The 19363-nt window shown below is 49.2% G+C and carries 24 protein-coding genes; 12 read left to right on the forward strand and 12 right to left on the reverse strand.

All coding sequences use genetic code 11. The annotated features are described in order from the left end of the window. Nucleotides 1-178 precede the first annotated feature (178 nt). The 7 genes from SYNC_RS05315 (at nucleotide 179) to SYNC_RS05340 (ending at nucleotide 3893) form a co-directional block, all read left to right on the forward strand. Nucleotides 179-928, forward strand: coding sequence for a pyridoxine 5'-phosphate synthase (locus tag SYNC_RS05315; protein ID WP_011619082.1), 750 nt, complete (start codon nucleotides 179-181; stop codon nucleotides 926-928). Continuing rightward, complete coding sequence (locus tag SYNC_RS05320) at nucleotides 925-1245, forward strand: MgPME-cyclase complex family protein (protein WP_011619083.1); 321 nt, start codon at nucleotides 925-927, stop codon at nucleotides 1243-1245. Before SYNC_RS05315 ends, SYNC_RS05320 begins: the two co-directional genes overlap by 4 nt. A gap of 669 nt (nucleotides 1246-1914) precedes the next feature. Next, entirely contained in the window at nucleotides 1915-2121 is a 207-nt protein-coding gene (locus SYNC_RS05330; protein ID WP_011619085.1) for a hypothetical protein, read from the forward strand. Between the two features lie 136 nt (nucleotides 2122-2257). Next, nucleotides 2258-2434 (forward strand): hypothetical protein, encoded by a 177-nt coding sequence (locus tag SYNC_RS14630; RefSeq protein ID WP_167897185.1) that lies wholly within the window; start codon nucleotides 2258-2260, stop codon nucleotides 2432-2434. A gap of 371 nt (nucleotides 2435-2805) precedes the next feature. Beyond that, nucleotides 2806-3024, forward strand: coding sequence for a hypothetical protein (locus SYNC_RS14285; protein ID WP_148201856.1), 219 nt, complete (start codon nucleotides 2806-2808; stop codon nucleotides 3022-3024). Then, complete coding sequence (locus SYNC_RS05335; protein ID WP_011619089.1) at nucleotides 3024-3419, forward strand: phosphoribosyltransferase; 396 nt, start codon at nucleotides 3024-3026, stop codon at nucleotides 3417-3419. Before SYNC_RS14285 ends, SYNC_RS05335 begins: the two co-directional genes overlap by 1 nt. Nucleotides 3420-3428: 9 nt before the next feature. Beyond that, entirely contained in the window at nucleotides 3429-3893 is a 465-nt protein-coding gene (locus tag SYNC_RS05340) for a nucleoside 2-deoxyribosyltransferase (RefSeq protein WP_011619090.1), read from the forward strand. Between the two features lie 15 nt (nucleotides 3894-3908). Here SYNC_RS05340 and SYNC_RS05345 read toward each other — a convergent pair whose 3' ends face one another. The 5 genes from SYNC_RS05345 to SYNC_RS14995 form a co-directional block, all read right to left on the reverse strand. Then, nucleotides 3909-4535: a DUF3598 family protein gene (locus SYNC_RS05345; RefSeq protein WP_041426475.1), complete on the reverse strand. Its 627-nt coding sequence runs from the start codon at nucleotides 4533-4535 to the stop codon at nucleotides 3909-3911. Nucleotides 4536-4654: 119 nt separating this feature from the next. Then, nucleotides 4655-5236, reverse strand: a complete 582-nt coding sequence (locus SYNC_RS05350) for a glutathione S-transferase family protein (RefSeq protein WP_011619092.1) — start codon at nucleotides 5234-5236, stop codon at nucleotides 4655-4657. A 545-nt stretch (nucleotides 5237-5781) separates the two neighbouring features. Beyond that, complete coding sequence (locus SYNC_RS05360; protein WP_011619093.1) at nucleotides 5782-6792, reverse strand: SDR family NAD(P)-dependent oxidoreductase; 1011 nt, start codon at nucleotides 6790-6792, stop codon at nucleotides 5782-5784. Nucleotides 6793-6826: 34 nt separating this feature from the next. Then, entirely contained in the window at nucleotides 6827-7060 is a 234-nt protein-coding gene (locus SYNC_RS05365; protein WP_011619094.1) for a hypothetical protein, read from the reverse strand. A 27-nt stretch (nucleotides 7061-7087) separates the two neighbouring features. Then, entirely contained in the window at nucleotides 7088-7267 is a 180-nt protein-coding gene (locus tag SYNC_RS14995; RefSeq protein ID WP_011619095.1) for a hypothetical protein, read from the reverse strand. Between the two features lie 12 nt (nucleotides 7268-7279). On the opposite strand from SYNC_RS14995, the gene SYNC_RS05370 reads away from it, so the two are divergent. Beyond that, nucleotides 7280-7642: a hypothetical protein gene (locus SYNC_RS05370; RefSeq protein ID WP_041426959.1), complete on the forward strand. Its 363-nt coding sequence runs from the start codon at nucleotides 7280-7282 to the stop codon at nucleotides 7640-7642. 4 nt (nucleotides 7643-7646) lie between these two features. On the opposite strand, the gene SYNC_RS05375 is transcribed toward SYNC_RS05370, so the two are convergent. Next, nucleotides 7647-7883, reverse strand: coding sequence for a hypothetical protein (locus tag SYNC_RS05375; RefSeq protein WP_011619097.1), 237 nt, complete (start codon nucleotides 7881-7883; stop codon nucleotides 7647-7649). Nucleotides 7884-7987: 104 nt separating this feature from the next. On the opposite strand from SYNC_RS05375, the gene SYNC_RS05380 reads away from it, so the two are divergent. Beyond that, the gene (locus tag SYNC_RS05380) at nucleotides 7988-8434 is read left to right on the forward strand and encodes a Fur family transcriptional regulator (protein ID WP_011619098.1); all 447 of its coding nucleotides are present in this window, start codon (nucleotides 7988-7990) and stop codon (nucleotides 8432-8434) included. Here SYNC_RS05380 and SYNC_RS05385 read toward each other — a convergent pair whose 3' ends face one another. Continuing rightward, nucleotides 8435-8908 carry a hypothetical protein gene (locus tag SYNC_RS05385; RefSeq protein ID WP_011619099.1) on the reverse strand — a complete coding sequence of 158 codons (474 nt, stop codon included), beginning with the start codon at nucleotides 8906-8908 and terminating at the stop codon, nucleotides 8435-8437. Between the two features lie 19 nt (nucleotides 8909-8927). Between SYNC_RS05385 and SYNC_RS05390 the strand changes: the two genes are divergently transcribed. Beyond that, the gene (locus SYNC_RS05390) at nucleotides 8928-9227 is read left to right on the forward strand and encodes a cell division protein SepF (protein ID WP_011619100.1); all 300 of its coding nucleotides are present in this window, start codon (nucleotides 8928-8930) and stop codon (nucleotides 9225-9227) included. Here the strand turns inward: SYNC_RS05390 and arsS are convergent. From arsS to SYNC_RS05405, 3 genes are all read right to left on the reverse strand, one after another. After that, nucleotides 9220-10245 carry an arsenosugar biosynthesis radical SAM (seleno)protein ArsS gene (gene arsS / locus SYNC_RS05395; RefSeq protein WP_011619101.1) on the reverse strand — a complete coding sequence of 342 codons (1026 nt, stop codon included), beginning with the start codon at nucleotides 10243-10245 and terminating at the stop codon, nucleotides 9220-9222. The two genes, SYNC_RS05390 and arsS, sit on opposite strands and share 8 nt — an antisense overlap. A gap of 59 nt (nucleotides 10246-10304) precedes the next feature. Continuing rightward, nucleotides 10305-11504: a glucosylglycerol 3-phosphatase gene (gene stpA / locus SYNC_RS05400; protein ID WP_041426477.1), complete on the reverse strand. Its 1200-nt coding sequence runs from the start codon at nucleotides 11502-11504 to the stop codon at nucleotides 10305-10307. Nucleotides 11505-11621: 117 nt separating this feature from the next. Then, nucleotides 11622-12203: a glutathione S-transferase family protein gene (locus SYNC_RS05405; protein WP_011619103.1), complete on the reverse strand. Its 582-nt coding sequence runs from the start codon at nucleotides 12201-12203 to the stop codon at nucleotides 11622-11624. Between the two features lie 507 nt (nucleotides 12204-12710). Here SYNC_RS05405 and SYNC_RS05410 point away from each other — a divergent pair. Beyond that, nucleotides 12711-14240 (forward strand): hypothetical protein, encoded by a 1530-nt coding sequence (locus SYNC_RS05410; RefSeq protein WP_011619104.1) that lies wholly within the window; start codon nucleotides 12711-12713, stop codon nucleotides 14238-14240. On the opposite strand, the gene SYNC_RS05415 is transcribed toward SYNC_RS05410, so the two are convergent. Then, a complete protein-coding gene (locus SYNC_RS05415; protein WP_011619105.1) occupies nucleotides 14237-16888 on the reverse strand; it encodes an AAA family ATPase in 2652 nt (883 codons plus the stop codon). The genes SYNC_RS05410 and SYNC_RS05415 overlap by 4 nt on opposite strands. Then, complete coding sequence (locus SYNC_RS05420) at nucleotides 16888-18195, reverse strand: DNA repair exonuclease (protein ID WP_237699286.1); 1308 nt, start codon at nucleotides 18193-18195, stop codon at nucleotides 16888-16890. Before SYNC_RS05420 ends, SYNC_RS05415 begins: the two co-directional genes overlap by 1 nt. On the opposite strand from SYNC_RS05420, the gene SYNC_RS05425 reads away from it, so the two are divergent. After that, nucleotides 18194-19348, forward strand: coding sequence for a phosphotransferase enzyme family protein (locus tag SYNC_RS05425; RefSeq protein ID WP_041426478.1), 1155 nt, complete (start codon nucleotides 18194-18196; stop codon nucleotides 19346-19348). The genes SYNC_RS05420 and SYNC_RS05425 overlap by 2 nt on opposite strands. The last annotated feature ends 15 nt before the right edge of the window (nucleotides 19349-19363 follow it).

Consider the following 19363-nt stretch of genomic DNA (forward strand, 5'->3'; position numbering starts at 1 on the left):
GCTGAACCCAAGACTTCTCCTCTAGTTTTCAGAACGCTGCCCACGGCTTAATACCGCTGTCCTACAGGGATGAAATGTAGGCGGCTCATGTCTCCCTATCGCTCATGCTTGGGCAGTTAGAGCGGCGTCTCGTTCGGCGACCACCCGCGCATAAAGTTGAAATCTTTGGACGAGGGTTGTGGCCAGTCTCGGGGTCAACATTGATCACATCGCCAATGTTCGCCAAGCCAGGCGAACAGTTGAACCTGATCCTGTGCCGATGGCCTTGATGGCTGAGTTGGGTGGTGCTGATGGGATCACGATTCACCTCAGGGAAGATCGCCGTCACATTCAAGATCGCGACCTAACCCTCTTAGGTCAAACCGTTCGCACCCGTTTGAACTTGGAAATGGCTGCCACCACAGAGATGGTGGAGATTGCTCTGCGAGAGCAACCAGACATGGTCACATTGGTACCTGAACGGCGAGAAGAAGTCACAACAGAGGGAGGCTTAGACGTCCGCAGTCAGTGCAAAAGCTTGTCTTCTGTGATTGATACGCTCCAGAGCAACGACATTCCCGTCAGTTTGTTCGTGGATCCAGATCGAAACCAACTGGAGGCTTGTCAGCAAAGTGGTGCCCGTTGGGTTGAACTTCATACAGGACGCTATGCAGAGGCCAGCTGGAGAGAACAACCCATAACCTTGGCGCGTCTCATCGAGGCAACGGAACAGGCTCGGTCGATGGGGTTACGGGTGAATGCAGGCCATGGATTGACGTACCAAAACGTGGAGCCCATTGCTGCAATTGCAGGAATGGAGGAGCTCAACATCGGTCACACCATTGTTGCCCGGGCTCTTTGTGTGGGCTTACAAGAAGCCGTAAGAGAGATGAAGTGTCTGGTTCAGAATCCAAGACGTGACCCCTTGTTCGGAAGCACTAGCTCATGACCATCCATCACTTTGTTGCAGCGAGTGCTCGCTTCCTGACGGAAGAAGAACCCCTAGAAGAAGTGTTGAAGGAAAGACGCAGGCATTACGGCGAACAAGGCAAAAAAATTGATTTTTGGCTTGTTCGCAATCCCAGTTTCTTGAATGCGCCTGAATTGTCTGAGATCAAAGCGAAGGTGCCACAACCTTCAGCAGCAGTGGTCTCAACAGATTCCACCTTCATCACATTCATGAAGTTGCGTCTGGAGTATGTACTCGAGGGACAATTCGATGCTCCGACTGATTCCATTCCAGACCCTCTTGCGGAAGAAGACTAACGGCACAGGATTGAGCCTTTAATTGAAGAGTGAGAGCTGAGGGAAGTGTGGCTCTTGGCTAATCAGGGGAGCTTTCTAACAGTTGAGTTTTGGTATTCAAGCCAGTTTAAGCTAACTGTAAATAGTATTTTAAATATTTTTTATACTTATTGATTGCAGGAATAGTGGGAAGCCCACTGTTGTGTCTGGTTGAATTGTCTGTTATTTGATTGGCGAATTGGTGAATCAATGTTTTAATTCAAATGAAGAATGGTTTTTCGAGATCTTCGCGTCGTTAATGGTGATCAGACTCCCGGTGCTTGCAGCTATTTCTGCTTTCGTTGTGGCGCTTGGCTTGGCAGCAGCATCTAATGCACAGCAGGAACGTTTAAAACGACCAACCTGTTGCGAAGGCTGTCCAATGAATACCAAGGTTTGTGAGTTCTAAGTTCAGGGGGCCTTGCTTTCTTTTGCGAAGTAAATTGAGATATTTTGGGATTGAGAATATAGTGCTCTTCTTTTAATTCTGGTCAAATCGTTTAAAGATTTTCCTGTCTTATCTGCGATTTGTTTTGTATGGTGATGAGTGGTATTGAGTGTTGATTGTAATGCAAATGAATTGAAGCACATGCTCTGCTGAGCTGTGCCGGGCAGGGTGCATAATAATGAAGAAGGCTTAAGGACTGTCTGATGGAGTTTAGTCGAAGGCAAATTATTCAAGCGCTATGCAATGAATACAATCAGTTGTTCAAAGATGCTTATGATCCTGGGATTGACCTCTCGTTTGAAGAGTATCAATCAGCAATGGAAGCCAAGACTCTTGATGAGTTGATTAAGGAAACCTCTACAGACAATGAGTTCTACACCCTTGAAAACTTTATGAAGCGTTATGGGTGATCAAAGTAATGTGATTAGTCGTATCACAGTGAATGGTGGATCCATGATCGATGAGCTCCTTTGATCTGGAAGACAGCACAGACGCTGTTGCCCTGCTTGAAAGTTGTTACCAATGGATTAGTAGCAGCAACCACTGATGCAGATCAGTATCGCCTCAGCACAGCCCATTGGCACCTTGATTCGTGAAGGAGAGCACCAGCCCTTTAAAGCCTCTGCCTGCCGAATTCGGGCACTTGATTATGACGAATCGCAGATGAGGGATGACGATGTGATTAGGCATCAACAGCGTTCAGAAATCGAATACGACTGCTGAAAATTGATTTTGTTAAGTGATCAGAATAACAGTGACATCTGGTTCGAGCGTTGTCTCGCAGTTCTCTTCTCACCCAACACTTGCCTGTGTCACAGCAACCACCACAGAAAGGATTAGTCATAATTCACTGCTGTTCTCGTAACGTTTTGGCTCGAGCATTTTTCAAAATTGGCTTCCAAGCAATTGAATGATGCCTGTTTTGCCCAAGCTTGCAATGAAGGAAGAGCGTCAACGACTTGTAAAAAAGATGGCAAAGCCTTTTAGGAAGGAACCCAATTATCTGCAAACGAAACACTCATTCACGTGTTTTGTCTCTCAAATGTCGGCACCAAATGTTTTGCATTGCCTTGCAGTGATGGAGGAGTAACGGCTTGCTTTCTGAACCCTTCGCTGCATTAAACTTAAATATTCCGTATTTTGTTGTTTTCTTTTTGTTGCTAGTCAAGTGGTTTGCAAATGCAAGTTGCGTTGCCAAGGTCATTGAGGAACATCGGAAAACTCTCGGTGAACCTCCCTCTTCACTTGAGTGCCCACCTTTGAGTGACTACGATGAGCAGGCGATCTACGGTTTCATGCACCCTACTGTTTGATGCAGCAACTCACTTGGAGCCAATTTGATTGGGCAGTTGAGGAAATCACTGCACGCTATGCCTCTCACTCATTCATAGGTATTTATGGAGTTCCGCGTGGTGGTGTTTGTTTAGCAGTGGCATTGAGTCACAGTCTCTCTCTTCCTTGGCTGACAGAACCAAAGGATGGTTGTCTAGTTGTTGACGATGTGTATGAAACTGGCCAGACCTTGAGTGCGATTCGTCAACAGGTTGATGCCACTTTTGTGGTCTGGATGAGCAAGTGCTCTCCGGAATGGTGGAATACTGCAACAACGATCTCACCCGATCAATGGTTGGTCTTTCCTTGGGAAAATGTCGACCTTGCAGCAGAGGATGAAAGTTGCTATCGGGCCTCTCGATCCATCACTCACTGAGACTCCTTCATGACATCGAAAACGATTTATCTTGCTTCTCCTTATGGGTTCTCTGCCCAGTGCAAACGTCTTTTGATTCCTGAGTTTGTTGCTGCTCTATCCCAGCTTGGCCTTACGGTCTGGGAGCCATTTGAGCGGAATGGAAATGTTGATACCACCAAGCCTGGATGGGCCTATCGCGTGGCCCAGCAATGTATGCAGGATGTCCGAGATGCTCACGGAGTGTTTGCCATCGTCAATGGAACTCCACCAGATGAGGGAGTGATGGTGGAGGTTGGAGCTGCCTATGCTCTGAACAAACCTGTTTTCTTGTTCCGTGACGACTTTCGCCGTTGCACAGATTCGGATCAGTACCCTCTCAATTTGATGTTGTTCGCCGGCTTGCCTGCATCGAATTGGCAAGAGATGGTGTACGACTCAGTGGATTCGATTAAGAATCGAGAAAGGCCCTTAGGGCAATGGGCTCAATCCTGATTGTTGTTTTTCGGCTCAATTGGATGGCATAATCCAACTGTCTGATAAAGGACAAAGAGCACCTGCTGTGTTGTATTGACGCAAAATTTGATGGGTGGTTCCGTTGTGATCGCACCAGCGAATTCCGCAGCCTGTAATGTCTCCTTGCTGTCGATCTCTGGGATCAAGAAATAATTCAACGCCTGGTTCTGGGTTCCATATCAGTAGCGATCCAAAGGATGTTGATTGGCATTGCAGTGGTTGTGGTGGGTTTTGTTGTACTATGCCGTGTTTGGCTTCTACAACATAAATGACACGATCAAGTCCACTCACACCGTGGCGAACGATTATTCGACGCCGTTGTTGTTGATTGCCGACGCAGACCTCTGCAACCCAGTTCCATGGTGTGATGGAGCTTGGACCTGTTGACCAGTGCCCTGTCTGTGTGACCTGCATCGATGGAGGTAACGATGCGAAGTTCATCGACTGTTGACGTCCACTTTCTTTGTAGGTCAAACAGGTTTGAATGATTCCATCAGCCTCCTTCACATCAAGGGAAGTGGAAAAGCGTTCCTGTTCTTGTCCAGTGTGATCCAGCCTGACGAAGCATCCCTGCCAAACTCCGCTATTGTGCAAAATTAATGTATTACGAAGGTCGTTCATAGGTTTGATGGATGGATGTTAATTGTGCGGTTTATGCTTTATTAAATTGAATTGCATTAAGACGCTTCAATCATAATCGTAAAAATCTTCATCTTTTAAAGTCTATTTTTATGCCCTTTCTATTTGAGTCCCATCACTTTTTTATAGGCAGGTCGTTCGCGAGTGGCTTGGATCAAAGTATTGACTGCAGGGTATGCACTAAGGTCCTCACTAGGAAAGAATAGTTTGATGTATGCTAAGTAAGATGTAATGGCGCAATCGGCAGCGCCCCACTTGTTGTTGATCAAATATCCTTTTGTAATTTCTGAATTAATTTCAGTAAGAAGTCGCGGTAAGATTTTTAGCTTTTGATCAGGAACGAAAATTGCAAAGGCTAATGTTGAATTTGCAAAATGTGTCCACTGGCTGATTAATGAGCGATCGCCAGGTTGCCTAATCTCATCTCCGTGATGCTCTGCTAAATGCAACAGGATGGCACCTGATTCAAATAAAACGAGTGGATTACCATTGGAATCAAGAACGGAATCATCCTTCATTGCTGGAAGTTTTCCGAACGGATTAATCGATAGGAAGTCCTCATTAAGATTTTGACCCTCAGCTAACGATACTTCCACAAGATCGTAGGGAATTCCCATCTCTTCCATGTACCAACGAGGCATGGATGCTCGTGTTTGGGGACCGCCGTAAAGGGTGATTGCCACTGCTGAATGGATCTTCTGTTGTCGGATAATGCTAGTGGATTGTTGGTTTTATCCGCTGGTTTTCAATCCTTTGATAGGGGCTTGTGTTCATTATCAAGTTTCCTTTTTGATGCAGGCTGGTCAATGCGTGATTGAGATGCACTTGGAAGCTCATAACTTTCAAGAGTATTTTGGGTGAAGAGGATTCCACATAGCGAAAAACTAACTTCATTTTTTGTCCTAGAAGGTTGACTGTTCTATCTAATATTGCTATCTGCCCTCTTAGATCCTCATTGATAAACTTCTTCCGCTTTTGGTATCCATTTGTAGTGTGAACTCTAATGATTTCCGAGTTTTCGATTGTTCTGAATTCATTCATGATCGGATCATGGTTGCTGCATTAAAGCCTTTCGCTTTTTGTAGATCCTTTTGCTTTTTTGCCAAACAGTTCCATCACCTCTCCGTGGCTCAGTCGTATAACTTGCCGCATCTCGACTTTTGCTCGTTTTAGCGTATCTATTTATGCTTCATTGTGTGATCCTGTTTTCTTTAGGGCTGCATTGGATTTAGGGGGCTTTAAGTAATTTTTGATGGATCAGATTTTTGCTGAGTGTCCACAACTCTTCGCCAATTTGTTCATTCTTTCCTTCCTGACTTGTTTCAATTTCTTTGAAAATATGGCGTCCAGGGCTGATTAGTTGATTGCTGATGTATTGGAATCCATTCTTTTCGTAGTTGTCTCTATTGGTTAGATCTGCAAGTAGTGCTCCTGCTTTTTCCAGCGTCTCTGTCAGTCTTAGTAAATCTCTCGCAACGAAGGCGAAGAGAGCTAAACCAATGGGGTTTTGTTGACGACTAGTTCGGAAAAATCCTCCGCTGCCTTTGGGAATTACCAGTCCTGGGCTCCATGTGATGACTGGTATCTCTTTGCCACTTTTCTTGAGTTTGTTGGCAAGGTGTCGTGCCATCAGGATGTTGCACAGCTTGCTGTCTTTGTAGGCTTTATCAGCGTCAAAAATAGTTTCACCATTAATCATTGCGAACTGTTTGTGTTGTCTTAATCCGTCAAGAGATCCAAGTGTGGCTGGTTTGCCAACCCGTCCTCCTCCGCTCGCCGGGTTGTGCACTTCAGAGCTCGTGATCACAAGTCGTGGCTTCTTGCTTTTGAGTAATAATGGCAGCAAACGCATGACAATGTGTTGATGAGCGAGGTGATTTACGCAGAATGTTTCTTCTATTGCTTGTTTGGTGAATTGTGGTTCTTTAATCCCTACATTTTGAATCCCTGCATTTAAAATGAGGGTGTCGATTGGCTCATCTTCTTGAAGGAGTGTGCGGCAACCCGTTTCAACGCTGTGAAGATCTTCAAGGTTGATTGATAGTCCCTCTGCTGTTATCTGCTCCGCTTTATTGGCTGAGAGAGTCTTAATTGTTTCCAGACAACGCTCTTCTGTGCGGCAAAGGAGTGTGAGCTGATGCCCTTTTCGAATTAACCGCTTGCTTGCTTCGAGTCCGATTCCAGAACTTCCTCCTGTGATCAGGATTCGTTGTGGAGTCTCGATTGATCCTGACTGCAAGCTGTTTGATGCTGTTTTGTCGATGATTTTACTGTTATGAAATCCGGTCCCACCATGATGGCTTTAGGAACGTGTCTTCACGGTCTGTTTCTATGAGTTCGCCATTATTGAATTGATCAAAGTCATGGGGATGAATATCAAATCCTTTCTCTTTGGCAACACTGCACTGATCATCAACATCAGCGCATTGGTTTGATGCGCAGAGCGCTTTCAAGGTTGCATCCGCTTTGATCGCGTTGGCAAGGTCGATTACGGCCTGAGCGGACATTGGCTTTGTAAGTGTGTTCACTCCTTGTTAGCGACGATTTTTGCCGTTGGAGCTGGTTGTTGGTTGTCGGAATTGTTCTGTGATGGACCCGGTATCTGACTTCAACCGCTCGAGCTCCCCAGGGCAGCTGCGGCGATTGATGGTTCTCAGCGTTTCATCTCGTTGATGACGTTCGGCTTGCGGTCTTGCTATGCCGAAGTCAGTCATGGTTTGGAAGCGATGAAAGGACTGCGCTTGGCACTCTTCGTCTTGCCATTCCTGACTGGTGGCGCTGGCTTCGCCGATTCCATGTCTTCCTCGTCTTCCTCGACTGTTGAATTGCAAGTTGGTCAGTCGATTCGCGCGGCAGATGCATCGTTGTTGGCCTCAGGCTGGTTGCCACAACCTGATCCAGCCATTCAGGCCCCTAAGCAAGATCCCTCAGGATCAGCACTACCTGCCCTCTCCTCCTGTTCTGGCACTGGTGTTGGCTTTTGTCGTTACGACTATGCCCGTGATCGACAGCGGCTTTCGGTGGTAACCGTTCCTTCGCCCTCGCCTGATGTGTCTGGATTGGTTCAGCGTTGGTGGATCGATCAGTGACTTCTCAGCCGATTGTGTTGGTGAGCCTGAGCGTTCCCCATAGATCAAAAACGCAGAAGACCACTCCGATCACGATTAAGTCCCAGGCGCGATGACGGATCGCCCAGGGTGCAAGGAAGATTTCAGCAACACCGTGCAGGGCTGTGCCAAGCGCTACATACTCGAGCACGAGTAATCCGTGTGCAAGCAGGAACAGCCCGCTGGCTACAAAGCGCATCAACACTCGCCAGGAGGTAGACACAATGATCGAAAAACAGAATCAAACCTTACCGGTCTTTCACCAGCCATGTTCTCCTCTCGCATTAATGGGTACTGTTGAGAAGAGTTGTTCCGGTGCAGACGCCAATGGCTTCATTGCCAGTTCCGGTTGAAGGGCCCCTCGAGCGTGGATTGCATCTGGATGGCAGGCGCTTAACGCCACAGCGTCGGCTGATTCTCGACCTGTTCGAGCAGATCGGTGGAGGCACTCACCTCAGTGCTGAGGATGTCCATCGTTTGCTGGTGGATTCAAAGGCAAGAGTCTCATTGGCCACGATTTACCGAACCCTGAGACTGCTGGTTGAGATGGGGTTTCTGCAGGAGCTTGAACTCAGTGACGGAGGTCGTCGGTTTGAGCTCGCAAGCGATGATCATGGCGATCACCACCATTTGATTTGCGTTCGTTGCGGACGCACTGAAGAATTTGAAAGCACCTCGGTTCTTGAGGCTGGCCGCGAAGCAGCCAAGCGTTTCAATTTTGAACTGATCGAATCAAGTTTGACCGTTCGAGCTGTGTGTCCTAACTGCCTTTAATCATTGCTCGCTTGTTGAATGCTCTGAGCAGGGCATCCAGAAGTCACCCATCGCGTGGGCCCCTTTACAGCCTTGAGACTCGGCTACGGCTTCTGCTTCGGCCTTGGTTGGGTAGGCCAAGAACCTCGGGTCATCACCGTCCTGATTCTGGTTTGGCTGGCCATGGTGATGACCGCTGTGGTCCGTTCTGCTCTTGCCTAGTTGCACGATTCCCATGCTCATCGGTCCTGCTGTCCAAACGCCCATGGTGTTGACCCCAATCGCCAACAGTCCCATCCCTACGACGGAAAGGTTGATCACGCCCATCGCGACGACCCCGATCGAGACAACCCCCATCGGAACAACTCCTATACAAATCACCCCCATGGGCACAATTCCGATGGAGACCGTTCCAAGCGGAGCAATTCCAATTGCGAATTTCTTTGGCTTCGTGCCGCAGTGTCCCCCGTTGGTCTTTGGATCTGAATCAATCATTGATTAATTATTACTGCTCTTGTGGCGAGCAGAAGGTTCCGTCAATCTGGTGAGTATGGACCTTTCTGGCGTCTCAGGCTTTAACGAAATTATTGTTCTCACACCTCGCGGATTCGAGGAGGGGTTGGATGCGGTGATGGCTGTACGTGAACAACGCACTGTTCTGCTCAATCTCTCGGAGATGGAAGAAAACCTCGCTCAGCGAACTGCTGACTTCGTTTCTGGTGGTGTCTATGCCCTTCAGGGGCAAGAGCGTCGAGTTGGAGAGAGGGTGTTGTTATTCGCGCCGGCCTCTGTTGATATTGATCAGCTCAGTTGAGTGCTCCACCACAGCTGGAACCTCCTCCAGCTGTGCATCCAAAACAGTGAGCGCCAACAGCAATCGGTTGGTTGTTGACGGTTTCAGTCTGATTCAGAAGCTCATCCAGCGTTTTTGGCCCAGAGCTCACAGGAATGCCTAATTGCTGATTGAAATCGCAGTCGAACAACACTCCTGTCCAGCTGACACTGATCAAACTTCTGCACATCACTGAGTTGAGATTCTTGTCTCGATGTGCTTGATGAAGCAATGAGTAATAAGCCTCTAGCTCGCCCCGGGCTTTCAACGTTTGTGCAAATCTCTGGATCGGCATATTTGTGATTGTTAATAATTTGCTGAAATGAATGCCATAGTTTTTCAATAACTTGTCGCGATATATATGTTCTAATTCGCCTTGTTCTGGAGGCAGTTGTGCCCCTGAAGGATTGAATACTAAATCTAATTCAAGTTCACTATCTGGCATTCCATAGCCTAGTCTGTTTAAGCTTTGTAATCCAGAAATACTGCGCTTAAAAACACCCAGGCCTCGTTGATTATCTACTCGTTCTTCTTCGAAACAAGGTAGAGAGGCAACCACTTTCACTCCTTCATTGGCCAAAAATGCAGCTAGGTCTTCTTGGCCAGGTTCTTGCAGAATCGTCAGATTGCAGCGATCAATGACTTGAACGCCAAGGCCCCTTGCATTGCGTACGAGTGATCGGAACTGGGGATGCAGTTCTGGAGCGCCTCCAGTTAAGTCAAGACAGTTGAGATTCAGGGTTTGGAGAACTTTCGGAATCCGCTTGATCTGCTCCTCCTCCATCATTTCTGTGCGCCACGGTCCTGCGTTTACATGACAATGGCTGCAGCTTTGATTGCAGCGGTAGCCGAGATTGACTTGAAGCGTTTCAAGCTCGCCACGCTTTAGCGCAGGGAAAGCATTCACGCTGATTTGTTGGCGTTGCTGCTCATTCGCTGAAGAGATTGAAGTCAAGGTGATGGGCTTGGGGGATTGCTTGTTTTTGCTTTTGAGATCCATCTCCATTTTTGAGTAGTGGGGTGCTGGGTGTGGAGTAACCCCCATTTCTCGTTGGAGAACTATCCAGGTTGAGGCAAGGTTTTAAACCAGTCGACATATTCCTCTGGACCTCCCTTGACGAGGCAATCAAAACGGAGTGGGTCCTCTGGATCGCTGATCCCTAAGAGCTTGCTGTCACTCAAATTCGGACGATCGACTTCACCGTGACTGCTATCCACAAGAACAACCCGGGATGGGCGCTCATAGCTTGCACCTAGTTGTTGAAGAAGGGTCAGAAATCCTCTGTCACTGCCGCCTCGCAGCCAACCATCGCCCAATGGACATGGCGTGGATGTCACGGTGTCACCAACTCCAACCAGCATGGGAATGGCGTCTCGTTCAATGTGCTGATGACATAGATCCAGCAGGGCTTGATGGTCATGGGGCGCGGTGCGCACATTGAAGGTTTCACCGAGCGGCGCCGTCCCGGTTTTTTGCGCTATGTGCCGATTGATGAGCACCAGCAAGCCCACTTCTTTGATGGCTCCCTTCAGCATGAATTGAATGTCAGTGGTGCCAACGTCTCCAGGTTCAGCTGGTTTGATTCTTTCCTGGCCAGAAGCATCCTGTCCCAGGTTTGGAGCGACGTGTAGAAAAAATGACTTAGGTAGTCCAGCTGCTGTTGCAGCTGACATAAGGGAATCCATCAAATCCGACAACATTAACTGCAGCTGTTTTTGCCGCTTTACGTCTCCTTTGATTCTGCTGAATAGACTATTCAAGTTGATAGTTGGAGAGACCTGGGTGTCAAGAATTGCCAGCTTGAGTTCGTCTTCGAGTGCTTGGCCTTGCAACTCAGGCATGACTTGACTCAGTTTTATAAGCAACAGATCATGCATCCGTTGAGGGACGGATTCCAGGAAGCTCATTTCCTGATCGCTCACGCCAGGGTGTGAGACCACTCCAAAACGATCTTGAAATTGAACGCCTCCGGCGGCCAGTCCTGGTAGGTAAAGCCCTTCTCGTTGTGCCTTCTGGTCGTCGCCTAAGGCTTTCTCAACGAGTCGATTAACACCACGGCGACCCTCGTGTTCGCCGTTGGTCAACACGCTGAACTGGTTTTGCATGGCTGCCGCAGCCTGTACGTAGTCAGCGCGAAGGCTGCGTGTGAGCGGATCTTTGACGAGGGGCATGCAAACTCCATCGAGGTCTTGCACGATCAGCAAGTCTGTCTCGGCCCTCATTTCGTCGCGGAGTGCATCAAGGCTTAGTGCTGCCATTGTTTAAACGATGTCCTTGCAGGAGTGTTGAAGAGGTTTGATTGCGCGATCCGGTGTCTTAACCGAGATCCTCATGTGGGTTGATTTTTTTTAATTCTGTTCCATTGAGCAGGCAACTCAACCTTGTCCCATGGCTTTGCGATAGGCGGGACGACGCACCACGGATTCGATCGTTGCTTGGATTGACGGGTAGGGATCTAGATCGATCTGGGGAAACAGCAAAGGTAAATAGGCCAGGTAGGCCTGAATGGTGCAATCGGCTGCTCCCCAGACGTTCCCTACCAGGTGATCACCAGTTTCTAATTGGCGATCCAGCTCTTTCATCAGGCGCGGAAATTCCTTCTCTCTGTGGCTGGGAGCAAACAGGGCAATCGATAGCGTTGAGTTGGCAAACTGCAGCCACTGACTGGTTAAAGCTCTATGCCCAATCGTTTTTATGTCGTCGCTATATTGCTCTGCTAAATGCAAAAGAATTGCCCCACTCTCAAAGAGCTTAAGTGGCTCTCCGTTTGGCATTAAAATGCTTGAATCAATCAGTACTGGTAGTTTTCCGAACGGATTAATCGCAAGGAATCCTGCTTGGAGATTCTCACCTTTCTGATGATTTAATTCGATCAAGTTGAAGGAGATGCCTTTCTCTCCCATGTACCAGCGGGGCAGGCTTGCCCTTGTTCTTTGTCCTCCGTATAGCGTCAACACTTTGGAATCCTTCTCTAGTTTCTATCGTAACCGTTATGGCTTAGGGGGGAAGCGCTGATTTTTATCGCAATTCCTATTTTGTCATTCATGGCAAATTTATAGCAAGATTTACTGGGTTGCGTTCATCGATTCGGCTAAAAAAATTTAAGGACTGTTGTGGATCGATCTAGCGTGTGGAGAATTCTGTGCCTGTTGAATTTATTTTAGCCTATTCAATGTTTCTAGGTTTAGGGTGATAGTCCGGAGAGCATTGATAGATCTTTGTCGTCGATTTCTGTACGACGGAGTGTCTGCCTTCTTTGTTTGGAATCTGCGCCTTTGCGTCTAAGAGTGAAGGTATGAAATCGCTCTGGCTGCCTTGCTGGCAGTGGTTGAAGGCAAAAATATTTGAGCTCCAGTCACTTCGTTCTAACTGCGGAGGTTGCTCGGGCTCGTGTGGGTTTTCATCTCGAACATCGCGTCTAGCCAGGCCTTCTTTAGTGTTGGGGTGTGCAAAGCGGTTGGTTGATGGAGACGGTGCTGAAGAGCAACTCATTTTTTTCACCGTCTCTCGATCGGGACGCCATCCATCGCCGAATATTGGAGCTGGAGAAAGGCAAGGTTGGCCTTTACAGCGTGGGGCTCTATCCCGCCTCCCTTGCCTACAACTGCGCCATGCAGAAAAATAGTGAGGGCCATCTTCTGTTGGCACCTCGCCCTGGTCGAGAGTTGCTTGGCGCTTTTCCTGACGATGTGATTCAAGGCATGGACGAAGTCCATGTTGCAACCATTGAGGAAATGGCCACGCACGAGCTTGCAGGCAAGCGCGTGACCAACTCGTTGGCCGATCTTCTCATGCGCTGTGAGTTAGTGATCCTCAGTGCCAATAGCAATCATGTTGAGGACGATCTTCGAGAGGCTTGCAGGCTGCGTTCGGAGCTCAACAGAGAGCAGGTGGTGATTGCCTGTCTTGCTGGCTCCTTCGGTCATGACCAAATTGCCAATGAGTCTTATGTGCTCTGTGAAAAAGAGCCCAATTTGGCTTTTTTCTCAGGTTTTCATCGTCATGGAGCCTTACGCAATCCACTTGATAGTTTCACGGCCAACTTCTGTCATCCCAATGCATTAACGGCTTTGTTGGGGGCGCGTTTGCTGGATCGTCTTTCGCCCAATATTCAGGTTTCACCGGGTGTTCACAACGTGGAAGGCCAGTACATCAAGGCAGCTAAAAACATGGCGTCTGTGTTTGCGGGCTTTGGGTATTCATTTCACAAACAGAATCCAGGCGTTTTGCCTACCTTGCTGACGCTTCTCTTGGATCAATGCTTGGATCAAGCTGCCACGGTGTCGATGGCGCGCCGCGATCGTCAACGGCTCTATAACGGACAGCCATTTTCCCTTACTGAACTGGGGTATGGGGTGCCGAGAATTGAAGCGGCCCTTGTGCGAGAAGGGGATATGGAGAAGGTTCGGGACCATACCTTTGCCCAGCTCACCGCCATGGTTGCTGATGTTCGAGGCAGCATGATGATGCCTGTTTCAGGTAAGCCAACGCGGAACTTTCAGGTTGGTCAGGTGCTTTCAGACCATATGCGTCTTGAGCAACGCTGTCCTGAGAGCATGGAGGAACTGGAAGGGTGGTGTGAAGAAGCTGGTTTACGTAAGGGTGGCTTAGAGGGATTGAAGGCCTTGCGTTATTGGCCTCAAATTGCGCGTAAATATTCCATTCCTGTTCATGATGCATCCATGATTAATTTGCTTTATATGGCTATCTATGGCCGACAGGCAACTAAAGATGTTGCCTTTTCAGTTATGACTGATAGCCGGCAATTGTCTACCTATTGTCAGGAATCTGTTCGCCCCTCCCATAGCCGTCGCTACGCAGAAGCTCTACAGAATCTGGAACTTCCTGAGGCTATGGATCTTATTGTTAATGCAGTGATCGCAGATAATGCACGACGCTTGATTCGAGGTGATTCAGGCCTTGAAGATATGGAAGTAGATGATGATCCTCCTGCCTACCTTCGCGCCATGAACGTTATTGAAAACGCACTTTAATCAATCATCACCACTTGATTGGCGATACATTTGTAGGGGTCTGGATCGCAGCTCAGAACAATGATCTGTAATCCCCTTGAAACAGCTTGCTGCAGCATCTCTAAAACTCCCTGTATGCGTTGAGGATCAGTGTTGGTGAAGGCGTCATCGAAGACCAGGGGAAGGCAGCCCCCATGCCGTTCTTTGAGGGTGTCAGCGATGGCGATGCGAAGGGCTGCATTCAATTGTTCTTTCATCCCGCCGCTGAGTTGGTTAAAGGCAAAGAGTGTGCCCTCGCGTTCGAGACCTAGTTCTTGTAAACCATCTTTTGGGTCATAACTCAGGGAGCAGCTGTCATTGGGGTTTGCCAGCAAGGGTTGCAGGACCTGATTGATATTGGATTTCAAAGGATTGGAATAGCGCTGAGAGAGATCGCTACGGGCTTTTTGAAAGCATTGAAGTAGATAGCTACGGGCGCTGATCAAGAGTGCTTCTTGTTGTTCAGCTTGCGTTGCTAAATCAAGCTTTGCTGAAGCTTCAGCCACTGCTGAGTGGAGATCGCTTTTCCCGAGAGATTCGCATCGTTCAAAGAGTGCACCTCGCTGGATCCCAAGCTCGTGACGCTGCTCTGTGAGCTGATGCTCTAGGCGATCAAGCGTCTCTAAATCTGCTTTCGGATCGGAGCTTTTTGGGGCTGGAAATGGTTGTCTAAGTTCCTGAATATGGGTTTCCAATAGTCGCTGCTGAGATGTCAATGTTTCGATTGATTGTGCGAGTTGTTCCAGGGATCCCATCTCTTGTTCAAGCGATTGATGTTGGTTAGTTCGTTGCTTCTGCTCTGCTTTGAGTCGCTCTTGTTGAAGATTCTTTTGTTGCCATTGTTTCTGTTGAGCATCATGATGAATCTCCAGTAGGCGAACTTGTTTCTGATGAGTATCGCTTTCGTCTTTTAGCTTTCGGTAGTGAGTTCGGCATTGATCCAGTTCTTTCTCATGATCTGAATCTGTTTTTAGATCCTTGGAGGGAAGGCCTTGATTGAGTGCGTCCAACTGAAGTCGTAACTCTGCGAGGTTTGGCGCTTGTTGTCCTGCAGGAGGGGCAAGTTGGCTGAGTTGGGCTTTGATCAGCGCTTGTTGTTGGAGAAGATGGTTGCGTTGATCACTGCGTTGTTGAGCTTCTTCAAGGGAGTTTGCTTTCCACTGTTTTAATCCAGCTTTTAAGGCGATTTGAAGGGATTTTTGTGCGTCTTTGAGTGAGGCTAGTCCTGTGCCTTCACCAGGGCTGATCTGAAGTCGGACGTGCTCTCCAACTTCAATGCGGAAGACACCTGCTTGCTCACACGATTCACCTTCCTTTAGCTGTGACCCCTCAATGGCAATGGTTTGATCTGCAGATTCCACCAACACTGTTGAGGCCATGCTTTCGATGCGGATGCGGATGGCTCGAAGCTCTTCCTGCGTTTTGTTCAGTTGCTGCAGGTCTTGGGCGGTACCACCTTCGATGTTGTTGAACGCCACCTTGAGTTGTTGATGTTGTGCAGTTAGTCGTTGGCGTTCCTCATGTTGGCGATTCAGCCTCTCGAGGCGCTGATGAAGCTCGTCGCGGTCCTTGCGTTGTCTAAGCAAAAGGCCTTGCTGCTCCAGGGCCTGTCGTTGTTGTTCGAGTTCTGCGCTCCGTTGCTGTGCCTTTTTGATTTGATTGCTTCCCGCGTTGCAGGTCGTCTCCAAGGCTTGGAGCTCACGCTCCAGGTTGGCAAGATTGTGATGACAGGCCGTGCTGTCTGCCGCCAGCTTGCGAAGAGTGGCGCAGCTTCTTTCAAGTTGTTGTTGCTGCAGGGTGAGTGGCTTCAATTGTTGAAGCGCTTCCTGCAGTTGAAGCAAACGTTGGCGCTTTCGCCGGAGCTCGGGTAACTGCTCGAGTTCCAGATTGCGCAGCTTGTCTTCAATCCGATCAAGCTCCTCACAGGACAGCTCAAAGTCCTGGAGTTGTTCAAGGCTTTTAGCGTGACGCTCCTTGGCAGCTTGAAGAGCCTCTTGACGCTTCCAAAGTTCGCTTTGCTGTCGCACGCCTCGGCTACTCAAGCTTTCAGACACCAGACGTTCGAGTTGGCTGTGAACCCTTTGATCCAGTGGTGACTGAAGTGATTGCTCGGCCTGTTGTTCCAAGCATTCGATCAAATTATTGAGGTCGTAGTGGTCATGACTGAGGCTCAGCAAGTCGCGACCCGATTCACCCTGCTTCACCCAAAGATGCGCCCAGCGGCTGGGCAATGTTTTGTTGACCTGCCTGCTGTTGAGGATCTCATCAACGCCGAGTAGATGGGCTAATTGATCCTCAGCTGCTGATCCAATGAGGGCCACTTGCCCCTTGGTTTCCAATTGGGTGGTGCCACTGGGACCGCTAAAGCGTTTGAGAAGGGTCCAGTGTTGTTCGCTGGTTTCAAATTCCAGCTTGATTTGGGGATGGCCGGCATGGACCTGGGAACGCAGATCTTGCGCTGCCGTCCCGCTGGAGGCAGCACGTACAAATAGCGTTCGATGCAGAGCCTCGACTAAGGAACTTTTGCCGCTTTCATTGGCTCCGCCAATGACCGTTAACCCTGGAGCAAAGTCCAGAGCTAAGTCTTGATGGCGGCGAACGCTGGTGAATTCACTACGAATCAGCCGCATTAAGCCTCCTGATCCTCTGCTTCTTCCAGCACAATCCTTTGCAGTTCAAGCATCGCTTGTTCGAGCATGGCTCGATCCAAATCGTTGTGTTCAGCGCTGGAGGTGCTGTTGTCTTCCAGCTCAGACGCAAGTTCTTTCGTGATTCCTTTGATCAAGGGCGCATCGTCGCGTTGTAAGAACGTTTGAAATTCACCTGGTTCGGGTTTGCGATTCGGCATCCCGCGGATTCTGAGGTGCAGCAGTTGTTGATCTAAATCTTGCAAGTGCTGTTGCAACTGTTGGTGCTCTTGAAAAGACAGTTGTCCGCTTAGCTCAATCCTCAATAAATCTTTCCCAACCTTGCTCCCCACACAGGATTCGATCGTTGCTTTGAGGCGTTGCAGATCAGCCTTACTGCTCACCTTGGCTTCGATTCTGTGCCAGGAGATGGCACCGATTGCAATCGGTGTGACATCAGGGGGCTGTTGCCGTTTGAGGTCAACCAGAAGTGCTTGCGAGCGTTGGTCTTGATCACTTGTGGGGAAGCGATCGGGTTCAGGGGTGCCGCAATACCAAGCACGAGGGTTTAGTTGAGTCAGGGCATGCCAATCACCCAGAGCGATGTAGTCCAACTCTTGTTCAGGCCATCGATCGTGATGCAGTTGGTTGACCTGTTCTTCTGCACCAAAGCCCTGGACGGACCCATGGGCGAGGACGACTCTGGGCTGATTCTGGGGTAACGAACTCCAGTTCAAAGATTCCAGCCAATCTGCGGGGCTGCGACTGTCTCTTTGGCGCAGCAACGGGCAAGGGAGCACCACCATTCCTGCAATGACCTGAGGCTCTGTTTGAAGTAAGAGCTCCAAGTTTGGGCAACGTTCCCGCATCTGACGTTGAACATCTTGGCGCTGCCAAATGCCACCGGCACCTCCATGGTCATGGTTTCCAGGAATCACAAGTACGGGACATGGAATGGAAGCGATTGCTTCCATCACCTCCATCACAAGGGCTGGAGACACCGTGCTCGAGTCGAACAGATCACCGGCCACCATCACGGCATCAAGGTTTTGCTCGCTTGCTATGGCTGCAATACGTGAAACGGCGTTGACCCTTTCTTGCTGAACACGAGCTCGTTTTTGAGGATCCTCAATCCAGTGATAAGGCTTGCCGATTTGCCAGTCAGCAGTGTGTAAAAAGCGTGGCACCGTTGCTGAGCGGGTGTTCTGCCCCCATGCTGCCGCTTCCCGGCTCTTTTTCCGCACACTCAGCGCTGGCGGATCAGCAGATACACGGCATTGTTTCGTTCTGAGTCTCATGCGATTCGTCATGGCCGATGCCACTACCAGGCTTTACCCATCGCTCGACGCGATTGCAGGACTGTTTCATCCGCCCGAGCAAATCACTTCGATTGACACGCTGGGATCTGGAAACGTGAATGACACGTTCTTGGTGTCATTAGCGGCGGAGGCGGATTGTCGTGCCTTTGTGATGCAGCGTCTGAACACAAGCGTGTTCGAAAAGCCCGAGCTGGTCATGCGCAATTTGCTTGCCCTCGGCACGCATGTTCAACAACGTTTGGCCACGGATCCCCCTGAATTGGCTGGACGACGTTGGGAGATTCCAAAGGTGCTCCCAACACGAAATAGCGAAGGCCATTGGGTCGAGCACAACGGAGAGTTTTGGCGGTCGATCACCTACATCGGAGCGGCCACCACGAGTGATGTGATCCGTGATTGTGGGCATGCGCGAGAGGTGGGATATGGATTGGGCATGTTCCATCACCTCATCAGTGATTTACCGTCTTGCGACCTTGCAGACACTCTTGAAGGCTTTCACATCGCCCCGATCTACCTCAAGCAATTCGACACAGTTTGCCGAGACCAAGCTCAGTTGCTTGAGGAACGCTTATCTCTCGATCCGAGGCTGAAAAGTGCGCTTGATTTTGTGGAACGTCGACGCAACTGCGTGGATGTGCTGGAAGCTGCTTGCGCTCGCGGAGAGCTGCAACGCCGTCCGATTCATGGAGACCCCAAAATCAACAACGTGATGCTCGATGAGCTCAGTGGACGCGCGGTGGGATTGATTGATCTCGATACGGTTAAGCCCGGTTTGGTTCACTACGACATCGGTGATTGCTTGCGTTCTTGCTGCAATCCTCTTGGAGAGGAGACCCTGCAGATTGAGTTGGTGTCGTTCGATCTCAAACTCTGTCGGGCGATTCTTGAGGGCTATCTGACGATGGGGAGGTCCTTCCTGTCGGAGCAGGATTTCCGCTATCTACCAGACTGCATTCGCCTGATTCCGTTTGAGCTTGGGTTGCGCTTTTTAACCGACTACCTGGATGGCGATCGTTACTTTCGGACAGAACGCCCTTCTCACAATTTGGATCGAGCCTTGGTGCAATTTGCTCTGACCCAATCGATCGAAGCCCAGGGGGATGACCTAAAGCTCATGATTCGCGAACTTTCAGGAGCGGGCTGAAGTGTCGCGCCATCC

The organism is Synechococcus sp. CC9311, assembly GCF_000014585.1.
In the GTDB taxonomy this organism is placed as follows: Bacteria; Cyanobacteriota; Cyanobacteriia; order PCC-6307; family Cyanobiaceae; genus Synechococcus_C.